The sequence below is a fragment of the Cupriavidus oxalaticus genome (genome assembly GCF_004768545.1).
GTDB classification, from domain to species: domain Bacteria; phylum Pseudomonadota; class Gammaproteobacteria; order Burkholderiales; family Burkholderiaceae; genus Cupriavidus; species Cupriavidus oxalaticus_A.
The window spans coordinates 1,842,048-1,863,848 of the sequence record NZ_CP038635.1; the positions used below are offsets into that span (position 1 = coordinate 1,842,048).

The following is a 21,801-nucleotide window of genomic DNA, read 5'->3' on the forward strand; positions in this document are numbered from 1 at the left end:
CGAGGTCAGGCCGCGGCGGGCATCGATGCCGCCTTCTTCTGCACGCGTGCGCGCAGGCGCTCGACATCGACCACGAAGCGGCGATGCGTGCCGCTGCAAACCCGCTCCACCGCATCGTCGGCGGTCACGCTGAAGGTGACACTGCGGCCATCGATGGCCGTGATCTCGGCGTGGATGCGCACCTCGCCGCCCAGCGGCGTGGCCCCGGTGTGTTGCACCGACACTTCCGCGCCCACCGAGCTTTCGCCGTCATCGAGAAAGCCTTGCAGGAAATGGAGGCAAGTCTGTTCGATATCGCGTACCAGCTCGGGCGTGGCGTAGATGCGCAGGCTTTCGCCGAGGAAATCGATGGTGCGCTGGCGGTCGACCGTCAGCGTGCGCGCGCAGGTCGCGCCCGGTTCCAATCCGTTCTTCATAAGTGGTCCTTTCAAGTGTAGGGACGAATCCGCCCGCGCCGCCAAGGCGCGAGCCGTGCGGGTGGCGGATCCTTGCACTGCATGGCTACAGGCGATAGCAGCGCGCGGCGTTGTCGTGCCACAGCGCGCGCTGCTGTTCGGGCGGATAGATGGCGATGGCGGCGCGGAAGCCTGCCACGATGGTGTCGTAGCTTGCCACCAGGCTGTCCACCGGATAGTTGCTGGCGAACATGCAGCGTTGCGCGCCGAAGATGGCGATGGCGTCGCGGATCACCGGCACATTGTCGGCCTGCGTCCAGGGTTTTCCCGGCAATCCCAGGCCCGAGATCTTCACGGCGACATTGGGCTGCCCGGCCAGCTCGGCCATCGCGGCACGCCAGCCGGCCAGGCCGGCTTCAGTGCGGTCGGCCGGCAGCCCGGTATGGTTCAGGATCAGCTGCGTGCCCGGGAAATCCCGTGCCAGCGCAGCCGCCTGATCCAGGTCCCACCACGGCGCCTGCAGGTCGAAGGACATGCCATGCCGGGCCAGCAACGCATAGCCACGCCGCCAGCGCTCATCGTCCATCGAGCCCGGCACGCCGCGCCGCGCATCCTCGCGCCGCGCCGCGGTCACCGGCTTGTTGCGGATGCCGCGCATCATCGCGCAGGCGGCATGGCCTGCCAGCACTTCCTCGACATCGCCGCGGTCAAGCTGGGCATGGCCGACGATCACCGTTGGCCGTCCCGTCTGCGCGGCGAGCTGCGTCAGCCAGGCGGTCTCGTCGACGGGATTGGCGCGCGCCCATTCGGCTTCGACATGCACCGTCTTCACCGGCGCGCAGCCAGCCGTATCGCGGGCGAGATCCTCGGGAAGGTAGCTCCTGCGCAGCGCCGAATAGTCGCCATAGCGGAAGTTCGGCACCGTTTCGCCCTGCAGCCACGGGTACGGGTTGATCGCCAGGTTCCAGAAATGCTGGTGCGCGTCGATAAAGGGCTCGACGGACGCCGCGCCCGCCGCGGGTGTGTCGCGCATGGGCCTACTCCTTGACGCTGATGCGGCTAGCGAGCTGCTTGAACTGCGCCGACTCCTTCACCATGGCCGCCTGCAGCGTCACGTCATCGGCATAGGTATCGGTGCTGAAATGCAGCTTCTCCAGCGTCTGGCGCATCACCGGCTCCTGCACGGATTTCGCGATCGCCGTCTTCAGTACCGCGATCACCTCCGGCGGCGTGCCCTTCGGTGCCGAGATGCCGCGCCAGATCCCCATCGACAGGTCGATATTGCGCTCCTTCAGCGTGGGCACGTTCTCGAAGCCGCTGACCCGCTTGTCGGCCATCACCGCCAGCACCTTGAGCTTGCCCGCGGCGACATGCGTGAAGACCTCCGCCGTGCTGACCGTGACCGCGTCGATATGCCCGCCCAGCAGCGCGAGCGTGGCGGGAGCACCGCCGGCATAGGGGATATGGTTGAACTTCGCGCCGGTCTTGTCTGCCAGCGCGGCGGCTGCCATATGCCATGCGGAGCCCTGCCCGGCATTACCCACGCGGATATTGGCGTCCGGCTTGCGCGCATCGGCGACAAACTGCTCGATCGTGCTCCACGGCGCCTCGGCCCGGACCGCCACGGCGGCCGGGTCCGCGTTCAGGCGTGCGATGGGGACCAGGTCCTGGTAAGTGAACTTGGCCAGCCCGAGGTAGTTCAGGAAGGTCAGCTCGCTGGACGACAGCACCAGCTTGTAGCCGTCCGGCTTCGCGTGGACCACTTCGCCCAGGCCTACCGAGCCGGTAGCACCCGGCTTGTTGATGACGACGATCGGCTGCGGCAGGTGTTTCGCGGCCGCGGCGGACAGCGCGCGCGCTACCACGTCCGCCCCGCCGCCTGCCTGCCACGGCACGATCAGCTCGATGCGCCGGCTGGGGTAGGTTTCCGCACTCGCCGTGGCCGCGCCGCCCAACAGGGCCGGCAGCCCCAGCACCACGGCCACGGGCATCGCCCAGCGCCGCATCAGCGAACGTGAAATCGTCATGGTTGTCTCCTGTCTTTTATCGGTATAGATGATCGGTATGGATGATGGCCGCGGTGCGCTCAGGCGGCGCCGCGTTCCAGTTCCTGTGCGCGGGCCGGTGCGCCGAACGCCCCCTGCGCCCGCAGCCGCGTGACGGTGGCGGCGTCCAGGCCGAACTCCCCCAGCACTTCATCGGTATGCTGGCCCAGCAGCGGCGCCGGATAGCGCACCTGCTGCGGCGTGCCGCTCAGCTTGACCGGAAAGCCCAGCGCCTTGACCCGCCCTTCGACCGGGTGGTCGATCTCCAGCACCATGTCCCGCGCCACCGCCTGTTCGCTGGCCAGCGCTTCGTCGTAGGTGAAGATCGGCGCCGCCGGCACACCGGCCGCGAGCAGCGCATCGACCCACTGCGCCGCCGGCTTGCGCGCGAATTCTGCCTCAATTTCAGGGATCAGCGCGGCGCGGTTGCGGATGCGGGCGGCGTTGTCGGTAAAGCGCGGGTCGGCAAGCAGGTCGGGCCGCTCGATCACCTCGCACAGCGCGGCCCACAGCTTGGGATTGGCCGCGCCGATGACAAAATGCCGGTCGGCGGCCCGCACCGCCTGGTACGGCGCGCTCATGCGGTTGGCGCTGCCGATCGGCACCGGCACGTCGCCGGTGCCCCAGAACTCGGCCGACTCCCACACCGACAGCCCCAGCGCCGTCTCGAACAGCGATGCATCCACGTATTGCCCCTGCCCGGTATGCTCGCGCCCCATCAGCGCGCTGAGCACGCCATAGGCGGTGAACAGACCGGCCCCCAGGTCGGCGATCGGCACGCTGGCCTTGACCGGCGGCGCGTCCGGGTGGCCCATCACGCTCATCACGCCGGACATGGCCTGCGCGATCAGGTCCAGCCCCGGGCGCCGCGACCACGGCCCGGTCTGGCCGAAGCCGGAGATGCTGGCATAGACCAGGCGCGGGTTGATCTCGCGCAGCACCGCATAGTCGATCTTCAGGCGAGCGGCCACGCCCGGACGGTTGTTCTCCACCAGCACGTCGGCGCCGCGCACCAGTTCATAGAAGGCCTCGAGGCCGGCCGGGTTCTTCAGGTCGATCTCGACACTGCGCTTGTTGCGGTTCAGCGCCAGGAAGCCGCCGCTGTCGTCGCCCTTGAGCCGGAAGCCCATCGACTTGCGGGTCTGGTCGCCGGCGCCCGGCGCTTCGACCTTGATGACGTCGGCGCCCATGTCGCCCAGCAGCATGCAGCAGAACGGACCCGCCATGATCTGGCTGACGTCCAGGACCTTGATTTTCGATAACGGCAAATTCATGGATACCACCTGAGGTTGGAGCGGCCGCATGGAAATGGCGGCGCCGCGGTGCTTGGAGTGAAGGTGTTTTCAACGGCCCACGAACTGCGGCCGGGTCTTGTCGATGAAGGCGCGGTGGCCGATGCGGAAATCCTCGGTATCGAAGCAGGCATAGGACTCGGCATGCTCTTCCGGACGCAGCGGCGTGGGGTCGAGCAGCCTGCGCACGAACTGCTTGTGCCAGCGCGCCACCAGCGGCGCGCCGGCGGCAATGCGCCGTGCCGCCGCGTAGGCTTCGTCCGGCACGGCCTCGTCTGCCACCACGCGGTTGACCAGGCGCTTGTGCAGGGCCTCGTCGGCATCGAATACGCGGCCCTCCAGGACGATTTCCAGCGCGGTCGCCGGTCCCGCCAGCGCCACCAGCCCGCCGAGTTCGCCATACGACATCACCAGCCCGAGCCGGTTGACCGGCACGCCGAAGCGGCTCGACCTGCCGCAGATGCGCAGGTCGCACATCGACGCGATTTCCAGCCCGCCGCCGACGCAGGCGCCCTGGATCAGCGCGATGGTCGGGTGCCGGCATTCGGCGATGGCGCGCATGGTGGCGTTGGTGATCACGCCGTACTGCTGCGCCTGCGCGGCGTTGGCGCGCATGGTGTCGAACTCGGCGATGTCGGCGCCGGCGGCGAAGGCCTTGTCGCCGGCGCCGCGCAGCACCACGCAGCGCAGCGTGTCGTCGGCCGACAGGCCCTGGATGGCTTCGGTCAGGCCCTGCCACATGGACAGGTCCATGGCATTGAGCTTGTCCGGATTGTTCAGCGTGATGGTGGCGACCTGCGCGTCGCGCTCGATCAGGATGGGTTGTCTCATGGTTGTCGTTGGTGTGGAGGAGGCCCGTCGGGTGCGGGCGGTGGTCCGGAATCCGGCTGGTCTGCGCCAGTCTAGGGCCCGCGCCGCGCGCCGCAAAACGAGAAAATCTCAGCGCCGCTTCAAGAAAAACTAGGCGTCCGGTGCTGTGAGTTTTTCTTGGGGTTGCTTCAAGTAAATCCACGTTGTGACCCGCGCGCCTTGTTCCTAGACTTCGTCACCAATGCAGCCGGCCCGCCCCGCAGCGTCCGGCCCACCCCACACAGCATGGAGACAAGATGGCCCTGATCCACTACATCACCCAGATCCAGATCGACTTCGGCGCGATCGGGCTGCTGGCCCAGGAATGCGAACGCATCGGCATCACGCGCCCGCTGGTGGTCACCGACGCCGGCGTCAAGGCCGCCGGCATCGTGCAGCGCGTGCTGGAGCAGCTGCGCCCCGGCTGCGAGGCGGTGATCTACGACGGCACGCCGTCCAACCCGACCGAAGCCGCCATGCGCGAGGCCATGCGCCTCTATGGCGAGTACCGTTGCGACGGCATCATCGCGGTGGGCGGCGGCTCGCCGATCGACCTGGCCAAGGGAGTGGCGGTCTGCGCCACCCACGACGGCCCGCTGCGCCAGTTCGCCGCGATCGAGGGCGGCGTGGCGCGGATCACGGCGTCCACCGCACCGGTGATCGCGATCCCCACCACGGCCGGCACCGGCAGCGAAGTCGGCCGCGGCGCCGTGCTGATCCTCGACGACGGACGCAAGGTCGGCGTGCTGTCGCCCTACCTGGTGCCGCGCGTGGCGATCTGCGATCCGGAACTGACGCTGGGCCTGCCGCCGATGCTGACGGCGGCCACCGGCATGGATGCCATTGCGCATTGCCTGGAAACGTTCATGGCGCCGGCCTTCAACCCGCCCGCCGACGGCATCGCGCTCGATGGCCTGCGCCGCGCCTGGCTGCATATCGAGCGCGCGCGCCGCGATCCGCAGGACCGTGCCGCGCGCCTGGCCATGATGAGCGCATCGATGCAGGGCGCGCTCGCGTTCCAGAAGGGGCTGGGCTGCGTGCACAGCCTGAGCCATGCGCTGGGCGGGCTGATGCCGACGCTGCACCACGGCACCCTGAACGCCGTACTCCTGCCGGCGGTGATCCGCTTCAACGCCGACGCGCCGTCGATGCAGGCCGATGACAAGCTTGGGCGCATCGCGCAGGCCATGGGACTCCCCGATGCCAGCGCCGTCGCCCCGGCCATCACCGGCATGAACCGGCGCCTGGGCCTGCCCGCGGGCCTGCGCGAGATGGGCGTCGATGCGGCGCTGTTCCCGCGCGTCATCGACTACGCGCTGGCCGACCACTGCCACAAGACCAACCCGCGCGAGGCCAGCGCCCAGGACTACCTGGCGCTGCTGCAGGCGTCCTTGTAAGGCGCCGGCACTTCCCTACACCAACAACAACATCAGGAGACAACGCATGCGACGTCGCACATTGCTGTGCGCGGGCGCGGCCGCCTTGGCCACGCCGCTGGCAGCCTGGTCCCAGGCACTGCCGACCGGCCCGATCCGCATCATCGTGGGATTCCCGCCCGGCGGCGGCACCGACGTGATGGCGCGCGTGATCGCGCAGCAGCTCTCGGCGCTGTGGCGGGTGCCGGTCATCGTCGAGAACCGGCCAGGCGCCGCCGGCGTGGTCGCCGCCGAGTACACCGCGCGCCAGGCGCCGGACGGCACCACGCTGCTGATGACCAATATCAGCAACCATGCCATCGCACCCAGCCTGTACCCGAAGCTGGGCTACTCGGTGGAGAAGGACTTCACGCCGGTCATGCTGGTCGGCGTCACGCCCAACCTGCTGATCTGCCATACCGGCGGGCGCGCGCGCTCGGTGGCCGACGTGGTCGCGCTGTGCCGCAGCCAGCCGGGCAAGATCACCTTTGGCTCGTCCGGCGCCGGCGCGGCGCAGCACCTGGCGCTGGAGATGTTCAAGCTGCGCGCCGGCGTGGATGCGCTGCACGTGCCGTATCGCGGCTCGGCGCCGATGCTGACCGACCTGATCGGCGGCCAGATCGACTTCAGCTTCGAAACCATGACTTCCGCCACGCCGCAGATCCAGGGCGGCAAGGTGGTGGCGATCGCGCAGACGCGCACGCGCCGCGCGGCCAGTTATCCCAATGTGCCGACGCTGGCGGAATCGGGCTTTCCCGGCTTCGATGCCGGCACCTGGTACGGGCTGGTCGGCCCCGCCGGGCTGCCCGCGCCCATGGTCCAGCGCATGAACGCGGACCTGAACAAGGTGCTGGCGATGCCCGACGTGGCGGGCAAGCTCGCCGGCTTCGGTGCCGAGGACGGCGGCGGCAGCGCGGCGCGCTTCGCGCAGTTCATCGCCACGGAGCGCGCCAAGTGGGCGCGCGTGGTCAAGGACGCTAACGTGAAGGTGTGACATGACACGACGCATCTCGGTTGAGGAAACCCTGCCGCGCGACGCGGACCACGCCTTGCTGGTGGGACGCGCGTGGCTGCCCGGCCCGCGCGGGGGCCCCGTGACGGTAGTCGTGCGCGGCGCGGAATTGTTCGATATCACGGCCACCGCGCCCACGATTGCCGGCCTGCTGGCGCTGCCTGACTGCGCCGAACGCGTGCGGCAGGCCACCGGGCCTTCGCTGGGGCTGCTGCAGGACTGGCTCGACTCGACCTGCGCGCACGGGCCGGACCCGGAGCATCGCCACCTGCTGGCGCCGAACGACCTGCAGGTGGTCAAGGCCGCCGGCGTGACCTTTGCCGCCAGCCTGGTCGAGCGCGTGATCGAGGAGCGCGCGCGCGGCGACGCGGCCAGCGCCGCCGCGGTGCGCGAGAGCGTCAGCGCCATCATCGGCACGGGCCTTGCCGCCATTCGCCCGGGTTCGCCCGAAGCCATGCGCATCAAGGATGTGCTGGTCGCGCAGGGGTTGTGGTCGCAATACCTGGAAGTCGGCATCGGCCCGGACGCGGAGATCTTCACCAAGGCCGCGCCGCTGTCATCGGTGGGCACCGGCGTGGATGTGGGCCTGCATCCGGCATCGACCTGGAACAACCCCGAGCCGGAGGTGGTGCTGGCGGTCTCGCCGCGCGGCGAGATCGTCGGCGCGGCGCTGGGCAACGACGTCAACCTGCGCGACTTCGAAGGCCGCAGCGCACTGCTGCTGGGCAAGGCCAAGGACAACAACGCGTCCTGCGGCATCGGCCCGTGGATCCGGCTGTGCGATGCGCATTTCGGCATCGACGAGATCGCGCGGACCGAGATCGGCCTGACCATCGAAGGCGAGGATGGCTTCGTGCTGCATGGCGCCAGCGCGATGACGCAGATCAGCCGTTCGCCGCAGGAACTGGTGGCGCATGCGATGGGCGCGCACCACCAATACCCCGACGGCATGATGCTGTTCTGCGGCACGCTGTTCGCGCCGGTGCAGGATCGCGACGCAGCTGGCGCCGGCTTTACCCATCACCCGGGCGACCGCGTCAGCATTTCGGCGGCGCACTTCGGCGGCCTGGTGAACTGGGTCCGCACCAGCGACGCGCTGCCGCCGTGGACCTTCGGCATCGGCGCGCTGATGGACAGCCTCGCCCGGCGTGGCCTGCTGCATCCGCCGCCCTGATCGCCTCCCGCCCCTGATCCGCCCCTGTATGGGGGCACCGAGAGCCCGGCGCACATCGACCAGGCCGCATCACAAAACCCAGGAGACACCATGAAACACGTTATCCCGCATATCGTGCTGGCAGCGCTATTGTCCGTTGCCGGCGTGGCACAGGCACACGCACAGACACCGGCACCGGTAAAGCTGCGCTTCGCCCATACCGTTCCGGAAACCGATTCGCAGCACCTGGCCGCACTCGCCTTCAGCAAGAAGGTCAGGGAGCGCACCCAGGGCGGCGTCGAGATCCAGGTCTTTGCCAACAGCCAGCTCGGCAACGACACCACCCTGGTCACCGGCGTGCGCAGCGGCACCATCGATATCGGCGCCACCGGCAATCCCTTTGTCACCGGCCTGGCGCCACGCCTGAACGTGCTCGACCTGCCCTACCAGTTCGAGGACGGCCCCTCGGCCTACAAGGTGCTGGACGGCCCGGTCGGCCGTTCATTGCTGGAAGAACTGGGCGCCCACCGCATCAAGGGCCTGGCCTTCTGGGAGATCGGCTTCCGCAGCCTGGGCAACAACAAGCGACCGGTCAGCAAGGCCGAGGACATCCGCGGCCTGAAGATCCGCACCACGCCCAACCCGTCGCATATCAAGGCCTTCCAGCTGCTGGGCGCGAGCCCGCAGCCGATGCCGTTCGCCGAGGTCTTCGGCGCGCTGGAATCCGGCGCGGTCGACGGCCAGGAGAATCCGCCCACGCTGATGGTCTCGGCCAAGATGTACGAGGTGCAGAAGTACGTGTCGATGACGCGCCACGCCTATACCGCGCTGGTGGTGCTGATGAACAAGGCGAAGTTCGACGGGCTCAGGCCCGAGTACCAGAAGGTGCTGCTGGAAGAGGCCGCTGCCGCCGCCACCTACCAGCGCAAGCTCAACGCCGACAACGAGGCTGCGGCTATCGCCACGCTGCGTGCCAGGGGCGTGCAGGTCAACGAGCATCCCGACAACGCCGGCATCCGCAAGGTGGTGCGCGAGGAGACGCGCCAGCTGTTCGTGCAGAAGAACGGCGACGCCGTGCTGCGCGCCATGGACGCCCAGCGCTAGGAGGCCGGCCATGTCCGCATTGCCAGCTGCCATCGTCGACGCCCACCACCACCTGTGGCGGCTCGGCCCGGCACGCTATCCCTGGCTGCAGGAGCGGTACGACGCCGCAGCGTTTTTTCTTGGCGACTACGCCGCGCTGCGGCAGGACTTCGAACCGGCCGACTACCTGCGCCAGTGGGACGGCCTGCCCCTGGCCGCCAGCGTCCACGTGGAAGCCGAGCGGCATGCCGACGAATCGGTGGCCGAGACCGCGTGGCTGCATCAGGTCCACGCGCGCCACGGCTTTCCCAATGCGGTAGTCGCGCATGCCGACTTCAACAGCGACACGCTGGCGGCACAGCTGCGCGCGCACCAGGCCTTCCCGCTGGTGCGGGGCGTGCGGTGCAAGCCGCGCACCAGCCAGTCAGCGGATGCCAGCGTGCGCGGCCAGCCCGGCACGCTGCAGGACCCGCGCTGGCTCTCCGGGCTGCAGCGGCTGGCCGGGCATGGCCTGGCGTGGGACCTGCGGGTGCCGTGGTGGCATCTGGAGGAAGCCGCCGAGGCGATCGCCGCGGTGCCGGGGCTTGCCGTGGTGGTGGAACACACCGGCCTGCCGTGGGACCGCACTGAAGCGGGCCTGTCCGGCTGGCGCCGCGGGCTGGCGGCGCTGGCCAGCCTGCCCGGGGTGCACCTGAAGCTGTCCGAGTTCGGCTTGCCGGGCGCGGCATGGGATCGCGCCGGCAATGTCGGCGTCATCCGCCAGGCGCTGGAGATCTTCGGCTGGCAGCGCTGCATGTTCGCCAGCAACCTGCCCGTGTCGGGGCTGCGCGCATCGCTGCATGAAATCGTCAATACCGTCGCCGCGGCGCTGGAAGGCCTGCCCGACGCCGCCGCGCAGGCGGTTTGGCACGACAACGCCATGCGCTTTTACCGGATCGGGGCAACCGCGCGACGCCTGCGCTGACCCCCGTCCACCCAGGAGTCCTCAATCATGAACCGAATTACGCTGCGCCTGATCCAGGGCGCGATGGTCGCCATGATGGCCGCCATGATCGTGCTGGTCTTTGGCAACGTGGTGCTGCGCTACGTCTTCAATTCCGGCATTGCCTTCTCCGAGGAAGCCTCGCGCTTCATCTTCATGTGGCTGACGCTGACCGGCGCCCTGCTGGTGATGCATGACAAGGCCCACCTGGGGATGTCCACCGTGGTATCGCGGCTGGGCGAGACCGGGCAGCGTGCCTGCCGCCTTCTCGCCGACGCGGGCGCGCTGGGCTGCTGCCTGCTGCTGGCCCATGGCGCCTGGCAGCTGGTGGCGATCGGCATGGACGACCGCGCACCCGTCACCGGCGTGCCGCTGGGCGTGGTCTATGCCTGCCTGCTGGTGTGCAGCGTCGGCATGGCGGCGATGCTGCTGCACGGGCTGTGGCGCCTCGCCAGCGGCCGCATGGCGCAGCATGAACTGGTGCCGCAGTCCGGCGCCTCCGGCGAATAAGCGCAAGGAGCCTGCCATGACCATCTTTGTCTTTGTCGGCTCGCTGCTGGGCGCAATGTCGCTCGGCATGCCCATCTGTTTTGCGCTGCTGGCTTCCGGGGTCGCGCTGATGCTGCACCTGGGTAACTTCGATACGCAGATCCTCGCGCAGAACATGCTCGAGGGCGTCAACAACTATCCGCTGATGGCGGTGCCGTTCTTCATGCTGGCGGGCGAGCTGATGAACGCCGGCGGCCTGTCGCGGCGCATCGTGCGCGTCGCCGACGCGGCGGTCGGGCACGTCCGTGGCGGGCTGGGCTACGTGGCGATCATCGCGGCGACGGTGGTGGCCAGCATCTCCGGCTCGGCCGTGGCCGATACCGCCGCGGTCGCCGCGCTGCTGATCCCGATGATGCGCAACGCCGGCTACAACGTGCCGCGCGCGGCGGGACTGATCGCGGCGGGTGGCATCATCGCGCCGGTGATCCCGCCGTCGATCGCCATCGTGGTGTTTGGCGTGGTCGCGCAGGTGTCGATCACCAAGCTGTTCCTCGCCGGCATCGCGCCGGGCGCGATGATGGCCCTGACCCTCGCCGTCACCTGGCACTTCTGTGCGCGCAAGGAAAAGCTCGCGCCCACCGAGCCCTTCAATGCCCGCCGCCTGGCCAGGGCCGCGCTCGACGGCATCTGGGCCCTGGTGCTGCCGGTGGTGATCATCGGCGGCATGAAGATCGGCGCGTTCACGCCGACCGAAGCGGCGGTGGTCGCCGTGGTCTACGCCATGGTGGTCGGCCGCTTCGTCTACGGCGAACTGAAGCTGCGCGCGCTGCCGGAACTGATCGTCACCGCGGCCAAGACCTCCGCCACGGTGCTGTTCCTGGTGGCCTGCGCGCTGGTGTCGGCATGGCTGATCACCATCGCCAATATCCCGGCGCAGGTGACCGACCTGCTCGAACCCTTCATCGACAACAAGATCCTGCTGATGTTCGTCATCATGATCCTGGTGATCGTGGTGGGCACCGCGCTCGACCTGATGCCGACGGTGCTGATCATGACCCCGATCCTGATGCCGGTGATCACCAAGGCGGGCATCGACCCGGTGTACTTCGGCGTGATGTTCGTGCTCAACAACGCCATCGGCCTGCTGACGCCGCCGGTGGGCACGGTGCTCAACGTCGTGGCGGGCACTTCGCGCTGCAGCCTGGACAGCGTGATCGGCGGCGTCTGGCCGTTCCTGCTGAGCCTGACCGCGCTGATGTTCCTGTTCGTGCTGTTCCCGCAGCTGATCCTGGTGCCGGCCGCATGGCTGCACTAAGGCCAGGCGCGCTCCATCTTTCTTCCTTGCAGGACACAAGATGCCATCCATCAACGAGATCGAGGACCTGCGCCGGCTCGCCCGGCAGCGGGTGCCGCGCATGTTCTATGAATACGCCGACTCCGGTTCGTGGACCGAGTCCACGTACCGCGCCAACCAGCGCGAGTTCGGCAACATCCTGCTGCGCCAGCGCGTGGCCGTGGATATCGGCGAGCGCCGCGTCGCCACACGCATGCTGGACCAGGACGTCGCCATGCCGGTGGCGATCGCCCCGACCGGGCTGGCCGGCATGCAGCACGCCGACGGCGAGATCCTGGCCGCCCGCGCCGCGCGCGATTTCGGCGTGCCGTTCACGCTGCCCACGGTCAGCATCTGTTCGATCGAAGACGTGGCCGAGGCCACCGGCGGGCATCCGTTCTGGTTCCAGCTCTATGTGATGCGCGACCGCGCCTTCGTCGAACGCCTGATGGACCGCGCCCGCGCCGCGGGCTGCCCGGCGCTGGTGCTGACGCTGGACCTGCCGGTCAGCGCGCAACGCCACAAGGACCTGCGCAACGGCCTGTCGGCTCCGCCGCGCCTGACGCCGTGGAACCTGCTCGACATGATGGGCAAGCCGCGCTGGTGCCTGGGCATGCTGGGCACGCGCCGCCGCAGCTTCGGCAACATCATCGGCCATGTGCAGGGCGTCGACGACATGACCTCGCTGGCCGACTGGTCGAGCCGCCAGTACGACCCGACGCTGGACTGGGACGACGTGGCGTGGATCCGCCGCCGCTGGCCCGGCAAGCTGGTGCTCAAGGGCATCCAGGATGTCGAGGATGCGCGGCTCGCGTGCCAGTCGGGCGCGGACGCGCTGATCGTGTCAAACCACGGCGGCCGGCAGCTCGACGGCGCGCCGGCATCGATCCGCGCCCTGCCCGCCATCGCGCAAGCCGTGGGCGAGCGCATCGAAGTCCATATGGACGGCGGCATCCGCTCCGGGCAGGACGTGCTGAAGGCGGTCGCGCTCGGCGCCCGGGGCGTCTATATCGGCCGGCCGATGCTGTATGGGCTGGGCGCCATGGGACAGGCCGGCGTGACGCGGGCGCTTGAGATCATCCGCAAGGAACTCGACCTGACCATGGCCTTCTGCGGCCACACCGACATCCGCGCGGTCGGCACGGACATCCTGCTGCCGCCGCATCCGCCCGCCTCGTAGTTTTCTTGCCGTAGCCACAAACCCAGACGCAATCAAACCAGACAGGAGACAACAGATGATGATCCTTCGCAAAACCCTGCGCGCCCGCCAGGCGCTCGCCACGTTCGCAGCAGCCACCGCCGTCGGCGCCGTCGCCCTGATGCCCGCGGCAGCCGCGGCGCAGCCCGCGCCATCCGCCGAATGCAAGGCGGCACTGGACGCCCGTGCCCAGAACCCCAACTACCCCCGCGACAGCGTGCCGCGCTACATCAAGACCCCCACCGGCTACCTGCTGGTGCTGCGCATGGGCGACAACGTGTTCGAGCAGATCGAAGCCTTTGCCATCTGCGAGAAGGTGCCCAGCGCGAGCCTGTCCGCGATCGGCTTCGCCAATGTCACGTTCGGCTTCTGGGATGCCGCGAAGAAGCAGTTCAACCCGCGCACCTTCCGCAACGTGGAGATGGCCAGCATCGTCGGCAGCCTGGCGTGGAAGGAAGGCAAGCCGTCGATCCATGCGCATGGCGTGGCCGGTGACAGCAGCTTCGACACGTACGGCGGCCATATCCTGTCGATGGAGGTCGGCACCGGATCACTGGAAGTGACGGTGACGGCTTATCCGCAGCAACTGGAACGCGGCATCGACCCGAAGATCGGCGCGAACGTGCTGGGACTGCGCGATAGCCACTGACGGGCTGCGGGATTGGACGGTGGGACCGGTGGCGGCCGGTCCCACCCCGTATAATGTCCCCCCGTTTGAGCCCAACCCGCCCGTTAACATGCCGCAGTCTCCCGAATCCGCCCCGTTCCGCCCCCAACCGGACACCGGCGCCACGGATTCCACGTTGTCCGACCGCCCGGACAGCCCATGCATCGGCATCTGCTCCACGCTGTTCGACGAGATCTGCCAGGGCTGCGGGCGCACCGCGGCCGAGGTCAGCAACTGGGTTTTCTTCAGCGATGAGGAAAAGCAGGTGGTGTGGGAGCGCATCACGCGCGAGGGCACGGCCCGCCGCTTCCGGCAGGGCTGAAACGTACCTCCCCGGGGCGGCCGCGCTTCGCGACAAGCACCGCGCCGATCACGGCCGGCACACAGGCGGCACCGGCAATGCTGCCGTGCTCATAGCCCCGCCTGCTCCAGCCAGCGGGCAAACATCCGTTCGCCCGCCGCCGCCACCTTTGCGCCGACTTCCGCCGTTCGCGCACGGATGGTGCGCGGGTCGATGCCGGCCTTGCCGAGTTCGACGGTATGGCCGACCAGCCAGGCCTCGATGTCCGCCGGCATCACTTCGGGATGGAACTGCAGCGCCAGCACCTGGTTGCCGATGGCATACGCCTGGTTAGCTACCGCGGCGGTGGACGCCAGCAGTTCGGCGCCGGGCGGCAGGTCGAAGGTATCGCCGTGCCAGTGCAGCACTTCCCAGTTGGCCCCAACCAGTTCGCCAAGCACCGAATCCCGTCCGGCCGGCGTCGGCACGATCGGCGCCCAGCCGATTTCGCGCGTGCCGGGATACACGCGCGCACCGGCGGCACGCGCAATCAGCTGCGCTCCCAGGCAAACCCCGATCATCTTGCCGCCGGCGGCCAGCCGCTGGCGGATCAGCGCGATTTCGCCTTCCAGCCACGGATAGGCGTCGGTCTCATAGACGCCGATCGGGCCGCCCAGGATCAGCAGCAGGTCGGCCGGGTCATCGACGATGGGGCGCAGGTCGTCGACGCCCGCCTGGAATGCCCGCAGCGCATGGCCGCGCGCGCGCAGCGCGTTGCCGATCACGCCCGCATGCTCGAACGCTAGGTGCTGGATTACATGGGTGGTGCGCGTGGCCATGGGCGGCTCCTGCCGATCGAAAAGGGCCCCCATGGTAGCGCCAATGGCTACGCCGCGAGAAATCCACGGCGGCTTACTGCCTGTCGGGGCGGCATCCCGGCACGGCATGCCGCCACCGTGCGCTAATTTGTCGCAGCCGGGACCAGTGTCAGGGCGCCGGCCTGCGCGGGTGCCAGGGGCATGGTCACGTACTCCACCGCCGCCCATTTGCCGGTCCAGTCGCGGTAGCGCGGCAGCAACGCGTTGCCGGACTGCCCGGTCGAATCCATGAAGCGCGATCCCGGCAGGTCGGCCAGGTCGTATAGCGCCCGCACGCTGGCGGCATGGGTATTCTCGAACGGCGCCTTCTCGTCGCGCAGGTTGTGGCGGCCGACATTGACGGTATACGTGTCGCCGCCGGTCGGCACGCGCAGGTTGAACAGCGGCGACAGGTACGCAACCTTGCCGAACGGCTTGTGCTCGGAGCGGGCCGTATGCGCTTCGCCCCAGCGCCAGCGTTTCGGGTCCTCGCCATAGCGGCGCGACAGGTCGGCCATCGCCTGGGTCCAGGCATCGGCAATCGCGTCGTTGCAGCTTTCCGCGGGGCCCGTATGCGGACGGTCGCACCAGAACGCCCCGAGCTTGCCGGGATCGCGCAGGATATTCATCATCGGCTGTTGCACGTTGCGCTGGTCCCACAGCCGGACAAAGATCGCTTCGCCGACCTTTTCCTCGAACAGCCGCCGCGACAGCTCGCGCAGCCATGCGGTGACCACCAGCGGCTCGGCGCGATCGGCGTCCATGGTGCCGTCCCACTTGCGCAGCGCATCGAGCAGCGCGCGCTCGCGCTCCGGCCGTGCGCCGTCGTGGCTGACCGGTGCGGCCAGCAGCAGCGGCAAGACGTCGCGCACCGCCAGCGACAGCACGTCTTTCTGGATCCCGGCGAAGGTGTCGAACGTGTGCCTGGGCGTGGCCGCCAGCAACGCCTGGATGCGGTCATGGCGGTACGGCACCGTCCATTCGCTGGTGATGAAGTAGGGGTAGTCCGGCGGCACGATGCGCTGGTTGGCGGTCACGATCACGCCTTCCGCCGGGTTGTAGCGCTGCGGCAGCGACTCGAACGGGATAAAGCCGGCCCAGTCATAGCGCGCATCCCAGCCCGGCGCGGGCGCCAGGCCCTTCAGGTCGTTGTCGGCGCGGCGCAGCGGCACCCGGCCCGGCGCGAAAAAGCCGATATTGCCGTCGACATCGGCGTAGACGATGTTCTGCTGCGGAGAATGGAAGTCGCGCAGCGCGGCGGTGAAGCTGGCCCAGTCGCGCGCCTCGTTCATCTTCATGCCGGCCTGGAAGGTGCGGTCGTCCGGACGCAGCGCGGTCCACTGGAACGCAACCACGTATTGCGCGCCAAGCGGCCCGGCCGCGGCGGACAGCGGCTCGGCCACGTCCGAGATGACCGGCCCGTGGCGCGTGCTGCGGACCTTCAGCGTCACGTCGGGCGCGCCCTTGACGCGGATGGTCTCGGTGCGGGTCTCGAAGGTGGCCCAGCCGTCCGGCGTCTGGTACTGGGTTTCGCTGCCGGGGCGCAGCCGTTCGATAAACAGGTCCTGCACGTCCGGCGCGGTATTGGTCAGGCCCCAGGCGATGCGGTCGTTGTGCCCGAGCACGACCACCGGGATGCCGGGCAGCGTGGCGCCGGCCACGTCGAGCCCCGGGGCGGTCATGCGGGCGAAGTACCACAGCGCCGGCGCCTGCAAGCCGAGGTGCGGATCGTTGGCCAGCATCGGCTTGCCTGATTGCGTGTGCGCGCCGGAGACCACCCAGTTGTTCGAGCCCATGCCCTCGACATAGCCCGGCGGCGCCTTGTCGCCGACGCTGGCCATGGCATTCGCCAGCGGCGCCAGTTGCTTGTACAGGTGGCCGTAGTCCATGGTGCGCACCGGCTGCTCGTCCGGGTACGGCGCCAGCAGTTCGCTGATGCGCGCCACCGGCAGCACCTGCGCCAGTCGCATGCGCAGCGTCTCCTGGTTCCAGTTGCCGCCCAGGTCCCAGGCCATCATGGTCTGCCAGCCGAGCGTATCGGCCGGCTCCCATTGCTCCGGCTGCGTGCGCAGCAACAGGAATTCAGGCGGCAGCGGTCCCTGCCGATGGTCGATCCACGCATTGACGCCGTCGGCGTACGCCTGCAGTGCCGCCCGCGTCTCCGGCGAGGCCTGCGCAAGGATCGCTTCGGCATTGCGCCTCACGCCCAGCGTGCGCAGGAACCTGTCGGTATCGAGCGCGGAGGGCCCCAGGATCTCGGCGAGCCGGCCGGCCACCACGCGCTTGTTCATCTGCATCTGCCACAGCCGGTCCTGCGCGTGGACATAGCCCAGCGCGAACCATGCGTCGGCCTTGCTGGCGGCACGGATCTGCGGCACGCCGTTGCCATCGCGCACCACCGTGACCTGGCCACGCAGGCCGGGCAGCGCGACCGTGCCGGATGCGGGCGGCTGGGCCGCCTGGCGATACCAGATGAAGGCCCCCGCCGTGCCGGCTAGCGCCAGCACCAGCAGCCATCCCACAAGCCTGGCCAGACGACCGAACCAGCGCATGTTGCTCCCCTCTTATCGTTATCGTTGCGTGACCCCGGCGGCAATGCAAAAAATGCCCGGACCGGCCGGGCATTTTCCCATGTCGCGCAGGCCTCAGGCCGGCTTCCTCAACTGCAGGGCCTTGTATTCGAGGAATTCCTCCAGCCCGTACTTGCCGGCTTCGCGCCCGTTGCCGGACTGCTTGTAGCCGCCGAACGGAGCGGCCATGTTGAACGGCCCGCCGTTGATGTCGACCTGGCCGGTGCGGATGCGCCGCGCCACGCGGATCGCACGCGCCTCGTCGCCGGACCAGACGCCGCCGCCCAGCCCATAGATGCTGTCGTTGGCAATGCGGACCGCGTCTTCCTCGGTGTCGTAGCAGATGATCGTCAGCACCGGCCCGAAGATCTCCTCCTGCGCCACGGTGGCACGCGGCTCGACATTGCCGAGCACGGTCGGCTTGACGAAGAAGCCCTGGTCCAGCCCTTCCGGCGCCTCGGGGCCGCCGGCCACCAGTTCGGCGCCCTCTTCCAGCCCGCGGCGGATATAGCCGGTGACGCGCTCCTTCTGCACGGCGGAAATCAGCGGTCCGAGCCTGGTGGTTTCCTGCAGCGGATCGCCCACGGTAAAGCCGGCCACCACCTTCTGCGCGATCGCTTTCACTTCGTCGTAGCGGGCGCGCGGTACCAGCATGCGGGTATGCGCCGAGCAGGTCTGGCCGGAGTTGAGGAAGCAGGCGCTGATCGTGCCCTTGACCGCCGCCGGCAGGTCGGCATCGTCCAGCACCACCGAGGCAGACTTGCCGCCCAGCTCCAGCGCAACGCGCTTGACCGTCTGCGACGCCAGCTCCGACACGCGCTTGCCGGCGCGGGTCGAACCGGTGAACGACACCATGTCGACCTCCGGATAGCTCGCCAGCACCTCGCCCACCACCGGGCCAAACCCCGTCACCAGGTTGAACACACCCGGCGGCAGGCCCGCGGCCTCGATCACCTCGGCCAGCACGAAGGCGTTCAGCGGCGCCACTTCCGACGGCTTGAGCACCACCGTGCAGCCCGCGGCCAGCGCCGGCGCAACCTTCAGCGTGATCTGGTTGAGCGGGTAGTTCCACGGCGTGATCGCCGCCACCACGCCCACCGGCTCGCGCACCACCAGCGAATTGCCGACTTCTTCCTCGAAGGGGAAGGTATCGAGCAGCTTGGCGGCCTGCCCCCAGTTGTAGACCGGGCCGCCCACCTGGATCGCGCGCGCCAGCTTGATCGGCATGCCGACTTCGCCGGCGATCATCTGGGCCAGTTCTTCGCTGCGCGCCTTCAGCCCTTCGGCGATTTTGGCGATATAGCCAGCGCGCACCGACGCGGGCGTCGACGCCCAGCCGTCAAAGGCAGCGCGCGCGGCCTGGATGGCGTCTTCCGCGTCGCGCGGCGAGCCTTCGGGAATGGTCCCCATCACCGCTTCGGTGCTGGAATGAATGACGTCGATGGTGCCGGTACCGTGGGGCACGACCCACTTGCCGTTGATAAACAGTTTGTCTCGTTGTTGCATGGCCACAGTTCTCGGTTGGTGCTGAGTTTGACGGATGAGCAACCGCAATTTTTTGTTACTTTTATGGTGCACGCACATTGTAGAGCGGTTTGGAGACTATGTTTCCAGCCCTGGCAGCCCCCGCGCCGGGCGCGTCTCTTCAAATGGCGATAATCGGCCGCACCCGGATACGGGATGCTCGCACGGACGGCCGGCATAACAAGGGAGCGAGACACATGGTCGATCCGATCTACCGCAAGACGGATGCGGGACAGGACGAGATCAGGACGCGCGCGCGCAAGCTGGACCACAAGCTGCGCGCGCTGCTGTTAATGGTCAACGGTGAGCGCCGCGGGCAGGACCTGCTGGCGCAGGTGGCAGGCATGGGGGTCGGGCCCGATGCCCTCGACATGCTGGCCGCCCAGGGGCTGGTCGAGCCAGTGCATGAGGCGGCACCGGCGCTAGCGGCTGCAGCTGCGGCGCCGGATGCCCCGGCACGCACTTCGGCCGCGGCGGCGGATACCAACCTGTTTTCGGTGTACGCCATGCGGCACGGGCCGGCGGCAACGCCCGACGCGGCACAGACGACCCATCCGACGCACTCTGCCGCCGAGATCGACGCGTTCCAGCGCCTCTACCACTTCTATACCGACGTCATCGGCCAGCACCTGGGCCTGCGCGGCTACATGCTGCAGGTAAAGGTGGAAAAAGCGCAGGACCTGCCCGCGCTGCTGACCCTGCGCGAGCCGCTGCACGCGGCGCTGCTCAGGGCCAAAGGCGAAATCACGGCGCATGCGATCCTGCGTGAGCTGGACTCCATCGCACAGGACCTCCCGGCAGTGGCCGGATAAGCGGCGATCCCCGCGCCAGACAGCAAAAAGGCCGCCTCGGAAGGCGGCCCTTCTTCATCGGCATGAGGCAGACTCAGCCGTCGATCCCCTGCGACTGCAGGTACTCGTCATACGTGCCCAGGTAGTCGGTCAGCGTGCCGTCGGTGCGCACTTCGATCACGCGCGTCGCCAGGCCGCTCACGAACTCGCGGTCGTGCGACACGAAGATCAGCGTGCCCTGGAACTTGTCCAGCGCGATCTGCATCGACTCGATCGACTCCATGTCCATGTGGTTGGTCGGCTCGTCCAGCGCCAGCACGTTATGGCGGCCCAGCATCAGCTTGCCCCAGATCATGCGGCCCTTCTCGCCGCCGGACAGCACCTTGACGTTCTTCTTGATGTCGTCGGCGGAGAACAGCAGCCGGCCCAGCGTGCCGCGCAGCGAGGTTTCGTCATCGCCGGCCTGCGTCCACTGGCTCATCCAGTCCATCACGTCGCGATCCGCCGGGAATTCCTCGTACGTGTCCTGCGGCATGTAGCCGACATTGGCGTTCTCGGCCCACTTGACCGAGCCGCGATCCACCTCGACGCCACGCTGCACGCCGGTCTGCACCGCGCCGTTGAGCAGGCTGCGCAGCAGCGTGGTCTTGCCCGCACCGTTTTCGCCGATGATCGCCACGCGCTCGCCGGCCTGGATCGCCATCGACAGGCTGTCGATGATCTTGCGGTCGTAGCTCTTGGTGACGTTCTCCACCTCGACCGCCAGGTTGTGCAGCTTCTTCTCGAACTCGAAGCGGATGAACGGGTTCTGGCGCGACGACGGCTTGATGTCCTCGACCTTGATCTTCTCGATCTGCTTGGCCCGCGAGGTGGCCTGGCGTGCCTTGGACTTGTTGGCCGAGAAGCGGCGCACGAAGTCCTGCAGTTCGGAGATGCGCTCCTTGGCGCGCGCGTTGGCGGCCATCTGGCGCTCGCGGGCCTGCATCGACGCTTCCATGTAGTCGTCGTAGTTGCCCGGGTAGACCTTGAGCGTGCCGTAGTCCATGTCGGCCATGTGCGTGCAGACCGAGTTCAGGAAGTGGCGATCGTGCGAGATGATGATCATGGTGGAGTTGCGCTCGTTGAGCACGGTCTCCAGCCAGCGGATCGTGTTGATGTCCAGGTTGTTGGTCGGTTCGTCCAGCAGCAGCACGTCCGGGTTCGAGAACAGTGCCTGCGCCAGCAGCACGCGCAGCTTCCAGCCCGGTGCGACGTCGCTCATCGGGCCCTGGTGCTGCGCGGTGGGGATGCCCACGCCCAGCAGCAGTTCGCCGGCGCGCGCCTCGGCGGTGTAGCCGTCGTACTCGGCGTACTTGGCTTCCAGCTCGGCGGCCTTCATGTAGTCTTCGTCGGTCGCTTCCGGGTTGGCGTAGATGGCGTCGCGCTCCTGCGCGGCGGCCCACATCTCGGTGTGGCCCATCATCACCACGTCCAGCACGCGCATGTCTTCATAGGCGAACTGGTCCTGGCGCAGCTTGCCCAGGCGGATGCCGGGCTCCAGCATGACGTTGCCCGACGACGGCTCGAGGTCGCCGCCCAGGATCTTCATGAAGGTGGACTTGCCGCAGCCGTTCGCGCCGATCAGGCCGTAGCGGTTGCCCTCGCCGAACTTGACCGAGATATTCTCGAACAACGGCTTGGGGCCGAACTGCATGGTGATGTTTGCGGTAGAAAGCACGTCTGGAACCTTGTCTGGAGAATGTGGCGCCGCGGCACTGGCCGCCTTGCGCAGGTTGTTGCACCGGGGTGCACCCCATGCCGTTCAGGGGCCGGCCCTGCCGGCAGGCATCGCGCCGTCCGGAGCATTCCGGAGCCATGGCTGGCGAT

General features: G+C 68.4%; 20 protein-coding genes. 11 read left to right on the forward strand and 9 right to left on the reverse strand.

Annotated elements, in window-relative coordinates; translation table 11 throughout:
- Positions 1 to 5 precede the first annotated feature (5 nt).
- From E0W60_RS19270 to E0W60_RS19290, 5 genes are all read right to left on the reverse strand, one after another.
- Positions 6 to 416 carry a thioesterase family protein gene (locus E0W60_RS19270; RefSeq protein WP_135705285.1) on the reverse strand — a complete coding sequence of 137 codons (411 nt, stop codon included), beginning with the start codon at positions 414 to 416 and terminating at the stop codon, positions 6 to 8.
- An 85-nt stretch (positions 417 to 501) separates the two neighbouring features.
- Entirely contained in the window at positions 502 to 1,428 is a 927-nt protein-coding gene (locus E0W60_RS19275) for an amidohydrolase family protein (protein WP_135705286.1), read from the reverse strand.
- 4 nt (positions 1,429 to 1,432) lie between these two features.
- Complete coding sequence (locus tag E0W60_RS19280) at positions 1,433 to 2,422, reverse strand: Bug family tripartite tricarboxylate transporter substrate binding protein (protein ID WP_135705287.1); 990 nt, start codon at positions 2,420 to 2,422, stop codon at positions 1,433 to 1,435.
- 59 nt (positions 2,423 to 2,481) lie between these two features.
- On the reverse strand, positions 2,482 to 3,714 hold the full coding sequence (locus E0W60_RS19285; protein WP_133096191.1) for a CaiB/BaiF CoA transferase family protein: 1,233 nt from the start codon (positions 3,712 to 3,714) through the stop codon (positions 2,482 to 2,484).
- A 69-nt stretch (positions 3,715 to 3,783) separates the two neighbouring features.
- Complete coding sequence (locus E0W60_RS19290) at positions 3,784 to 4,563, reverse strand: enoyl-CoA hydratase-related protein (protein WP_135705288.1); 780 nt, start codon at positions 4,561 to 4,563, stop codon at positions 3,784 to 3,786.
- A 275-nt stretch (positions 4,564 to 4,838) separates the two neighbouring features.
- On the opposite strand from E0W60_RS19290, the gene E0W60_RS19295 reads away from it, so the two are divergent.
- The 10 genes from E0W60_RS19295 (at position 4,839) to E0W60_RS19340 (ending at position 14,235) form a co-directional block, all read left to right on the forward strand.
- The gene (locus E0W60_RS19295; protein WP_135705289.1) at positions 4,839 to 5,978 is read left to right on the forward strand and encodes an iron-containing alcohol dehydrogenase; all 1,140 of its coding nucleotides are present in this window, start codon (positions 4,839 to 4,841) and stop codon (positions 5,976 to 5,978) included.
- A 46-nt stretch (positions 5,979 to 6,024) separates the two neighbouring features.
- Positions 6,025 to 6,990 carry a Bug family tripartite tricarboxylate transporter substrate binding protein gene (locus tag E0W60_RS19300; protein WP_135705290.1) on the forward strand — a complete coding sequence of 322 codons (966 nt, stop codon included), beginning with the start codon at positions 6,025 to 6,027 and terminating at the stop codon, positions 6,988 to 6,990.
- Between the two features lies 1 nt (position 6,991).
- Entirely contained in the window at positions 6,992 to 8,182 is a 1,191-nt protein-coding gene (locus tag E0W60_RS19305) for a fumarylacetoacetate hydrolase family protein (RefSeq protein WP_135705291.1), read from the forward strand.
- 90 nt (positions 8,183 to 8,272) lie between these two features.
- Entirely contained in the window at positions 8,273 to 9,265 is a 993-nt protein-coding gene (locus E0W60_RS19310; protein ID WP_133096196.1) for a DctP family TRAP transporter solute-binding subunit, read from the forward strand.
- Between the two features lie 10 nt (positions 9,266 to 9,275).
- Positions 9,276 to 10,208, forward strand: coding sequence for an amidohydrolase family protein (locus E0W60_RS19315; RefSeq protein ID WP_135705292.1), 933 nt, complete (start codon positions 9,276 to 9,278; stop codon positions 10,206 to 10,208).
- Positions 10,209 to 10,235: 27 nt separating this feature from the next.
- Complete coding sequence (locus E0W60_RS19320; RefSeq protein ID WP_116312639.1) at positions 10,236 to 10,736, forward strand: TRAP transporter small permease; 501 nt, start codon at positions 10,236 to 10,238, stop codon at positions 10,734 to 10,736.
- A gap of 16 nt (positions 10,737 to 10,752) precedes the next feature.
- A complete protein-coding gene (locus E0W60_RS19325; RefSeq protein ID WP_135705293.1) occupies positions 10,753 to 12,030 on the forward strand; it encodes a TRAP transporter large permease in 1,278 nt (425 codons plus the stop codon).
- Between the two features lie 40 nt (positions 12,031 to 12,070).
- Positions 12,071 to 13,228, forward strand: a complete 1,158-nt coding sequence (locus E0W60_RS19330; RefSeq protein ID WP_135705294.1) for an alpha-hydroxy acid oxidase — start codon at positions 12,071 to 12,073, stop codon at positions 13,226 to 13,228.
- Positions 13,229 to 13,283: 55 nt separating this feature from the next.
- Positions 13,284 to 13,895 (forward strand): PPC domain-containing DNA-binding protein, encoded by a 612-nt coding sequence (locus E0W60_RS19335; RefSeq protein WP_135705295.1) that lies wholly within the window; start codon positions 13,284 to 13,286, stop codon positions 13,893 to 13,895.
- 88 nt (positions 13,896 to 13,983) lie between these two features.
- A complete protein-coding gene (locus E0W60_RS19340) occupies positions 13,984 to 14,235 on the forward strand; it encodes a DUF1289 domain-containing protein (protein ID WP_135705296.1) in 252 nt (83 codons plus the stop codon).
- An 89-nt stretch (positions 14,236 to 14,324) separates the two neighbouring features.
- Here E0W60_RS19340 and E0W60_RS19345 read toward each other — a convergent pair whose 3' ends face one another.
- The 3 genes from E0W60_RS19345 to E0W60_RS19355 all read right to left on the reverse strand — a co-directional run bounded on the left by E0W60_RS19345 (position 14,325) and on the right by E0W60_RS19355 (position 19,126).
- A complete protein-coding gene (locus tag E0W60_RS19345) occupies positions 14,325 to 15,032 on the reverse strand; it encodes a glutamine amidotransferase (protein ID WP_135705297.1) in 708 nt (235 codons plus the stop codon).
- 122 nt (positions 15,033 to 15,154) lie between these two features.
- Entirely contained in the window at positions 15,155 to 17,602 is a 2,448-nt protein-coding gene (locus E0W60_RS19350) for a penicillin acylase family protein (protein WP_135705298.1), read from the reverse strand.
- Between the two features lie 93 nt (positions 17,603 to 17,695).
- On the reverse strand, positions 17,696 to 19,126 hold the full coding sequence (locus E0W60_RS19355) for an aldehyde dehydrogenase family protein (RefSeq protein ID WP_135705299.1): 1,431 nt from the start codon (positions 19,124 to 19,126) through the stop codon (positions 17,696 to 17,698).
- Positions 19,127 to 19,341: 215 nt separating this feature from the next.
- Here E0W60_RS19355 and E0W60_RS19360 point away from each other — a divergent pair, with 215 nt between their 5' ends.
- Positions 19,342 to 19,956 carry a hypothetical protein gene (locus E0W60_RS19360; protein ID WP_135705300.1) on the forward strand — a complete coding sequence of 205 codons (615 nt, stop codon included), beginning with the start codon at positions 19,342 to 19,344 and terminating at the stop codon, positions 19,954 to 19,956.
- A 73-nt stretch (positions 19,957 to 20,029) separates the two neighbouring features.
- Here the strand turns inward: E0W60_RS19360 and E0W60_RS19365 are convergent, their stop codons facing one another.
- Positions 20,030 to 21,652 (reverse strand): ABC-F family ATPase, encoded by a 1,623-nt coding sequence (locus E0W60_RS19365; protein ID WP_133096205.1) that lies wholly within the window; start codon positions 21,650 to 21,652, stop codon positions 20,030 to 20,032.
- Positions 21,653 to 21,801 lie beyond the last annotated feature (149 nt).

What these genes read in the sequence shown, in the direction of transcription:
- E0W60_RS19305 (WP_135705291.1), top strand. Translation starts at nt 6,992, where the DNA reads ATGACACGACGCATCTCGGTTGAGGAAACCCTGCCGCGCGACGCGGAC.
- E0W60_RS19325 (WP_135705293.1), top strand. Translation starts at nt 10,753, where the DNA reads ATGACCATCTTTGTCTTTGTCGGCTCGCTGCTGGGCGCAATGTCGCTC.
- E0W60_RS19275 (WP_135705286.1), bottom strand. Translation starts at nt 1,428, where the DNA reads ATGCGCGACACACCCGCGGCGGGCGCGGCGTCCGTCGAGCCCTTTATC.
- E0W60_RS19340 (WP_135705296.1), top strand. Translation starts at nt 13,984, where the DNA reads ATGCCGCAGTCTCCCGAATCCGCCCCGTTCCGCCCCCAACCGGACACC.
- E0W60_RS19285 (WP_133096191.1), bottom strand. Translation starts at nt 3,714, where the DNA reads ATGAATTTGCCGTTATCGAAAATCAAGGTCCTGGACGTCAGCCAGATC.
- E0W60_RS19270 (WP_135705285.1), bottom strand. Translation starts at nt 416, where the DNA reads ATGAAGAACGGATTGGAACCGGGCGCGACCTGCGCGCGCACGCTGACG.
- E0W60_RS19355 (WP_135705299.1), bottom strand. Translation starts at nt 19,126, where the DNA reads ATGCAACAACGAGACAAACTGTTTATCAACGGCAAGTGGGTCGTGCCC.
- E0W60_RS19320 (WP_116312639.1), top strand. Translation starts at nt 10,236, where the DNA reads ATGAACCGAATTACGCTGCGCCTGATCCAGGGCGCGATGGTCGCCATG.
- E0W60_RS19330 (WP_135705294.1), top strand. Translation starts at nt 12,071, where the DNA reads ATGCCATCCATCAACGAGATCGAGGACCTGCGCCGGCTCGCCCGGCAG.
- E0W60_RS19335 (WP_135705295.1), top strand. Translation starts at nt 13,284, where the DNA reads ATGATGATCCTTCGCAAAACCCTGCGCGCCCGCCAGGCGCTCGCCACG.
- E0W60_RS19290 (WP_135705288.1), bottom strand. Translation starts at nt 4,563, where the DNA reads ATGAGACAACCCATCCTGATCGAGCGCGACGCGCAGGTCGCCACCATC.
- E0W60_RS19315 (WP_135705292.1), top strand. Translation starts at nt 9,276, where the DNA reads ATGTCCGCATTGCCAGCTGCCATCGTCGACGCCCACCACCACCTGTGG.
- E0W60_RS19350 (WP_135705298.1), bottom strand. Translation starts at nt 17,602, where the DNA reads ATGCGCTGGTTCGGTCGTCTGGCCAGGCTTGTGGGATGGCTGCTGGTG.
- E0W60_RS19300 (WP_135705290.1), top strand. Translation starts at nt 6,025, where the DNA reads ATGCGACGTCGCACATTGCTGTGCGCGGGCGCGGCCGCCTTGGCCACG.
- E0W60_RS19360 (WP_135705300.1), top strand. Translation starts at nt 19,342, where the DNA reads ATGGTCGATCCGATCTACCGCAAGACGGATGCGGGACAGGACGAGATC.
- E0W60_RS19310 (WP_133096196.1), top strand. Translation starts at nt 8,273, where the DNA reads ATGAAACACGTTATCCCGCATATCGTGCTGGCAGCGCTATTGTCCGTT.
- E0W60_RS19295 (WP_135705289.1), top strand. Translation starts at nt 4,839, where the DNA reads ATGGCCCTGATCCACTACATCACCCAGATCCAGATCGACTTCGGCGCG.
- E0W60_RS19345 (WP_135705297.1), bottom strand. Translation starts at nt 15,032, where the DNA reads ATGGCCACGCGCACCACCCATGTAATCCAGCACCTAGCGTTCGAGCAT.
- E0W60_RS19280 (WP_135705287.1), bottom strand. Translation starts at nt 2,422, where the DNA reads ATGACGATTTCACGTTCGCTGATGCGGCGCTGGGCGATGCCCGTGGCC.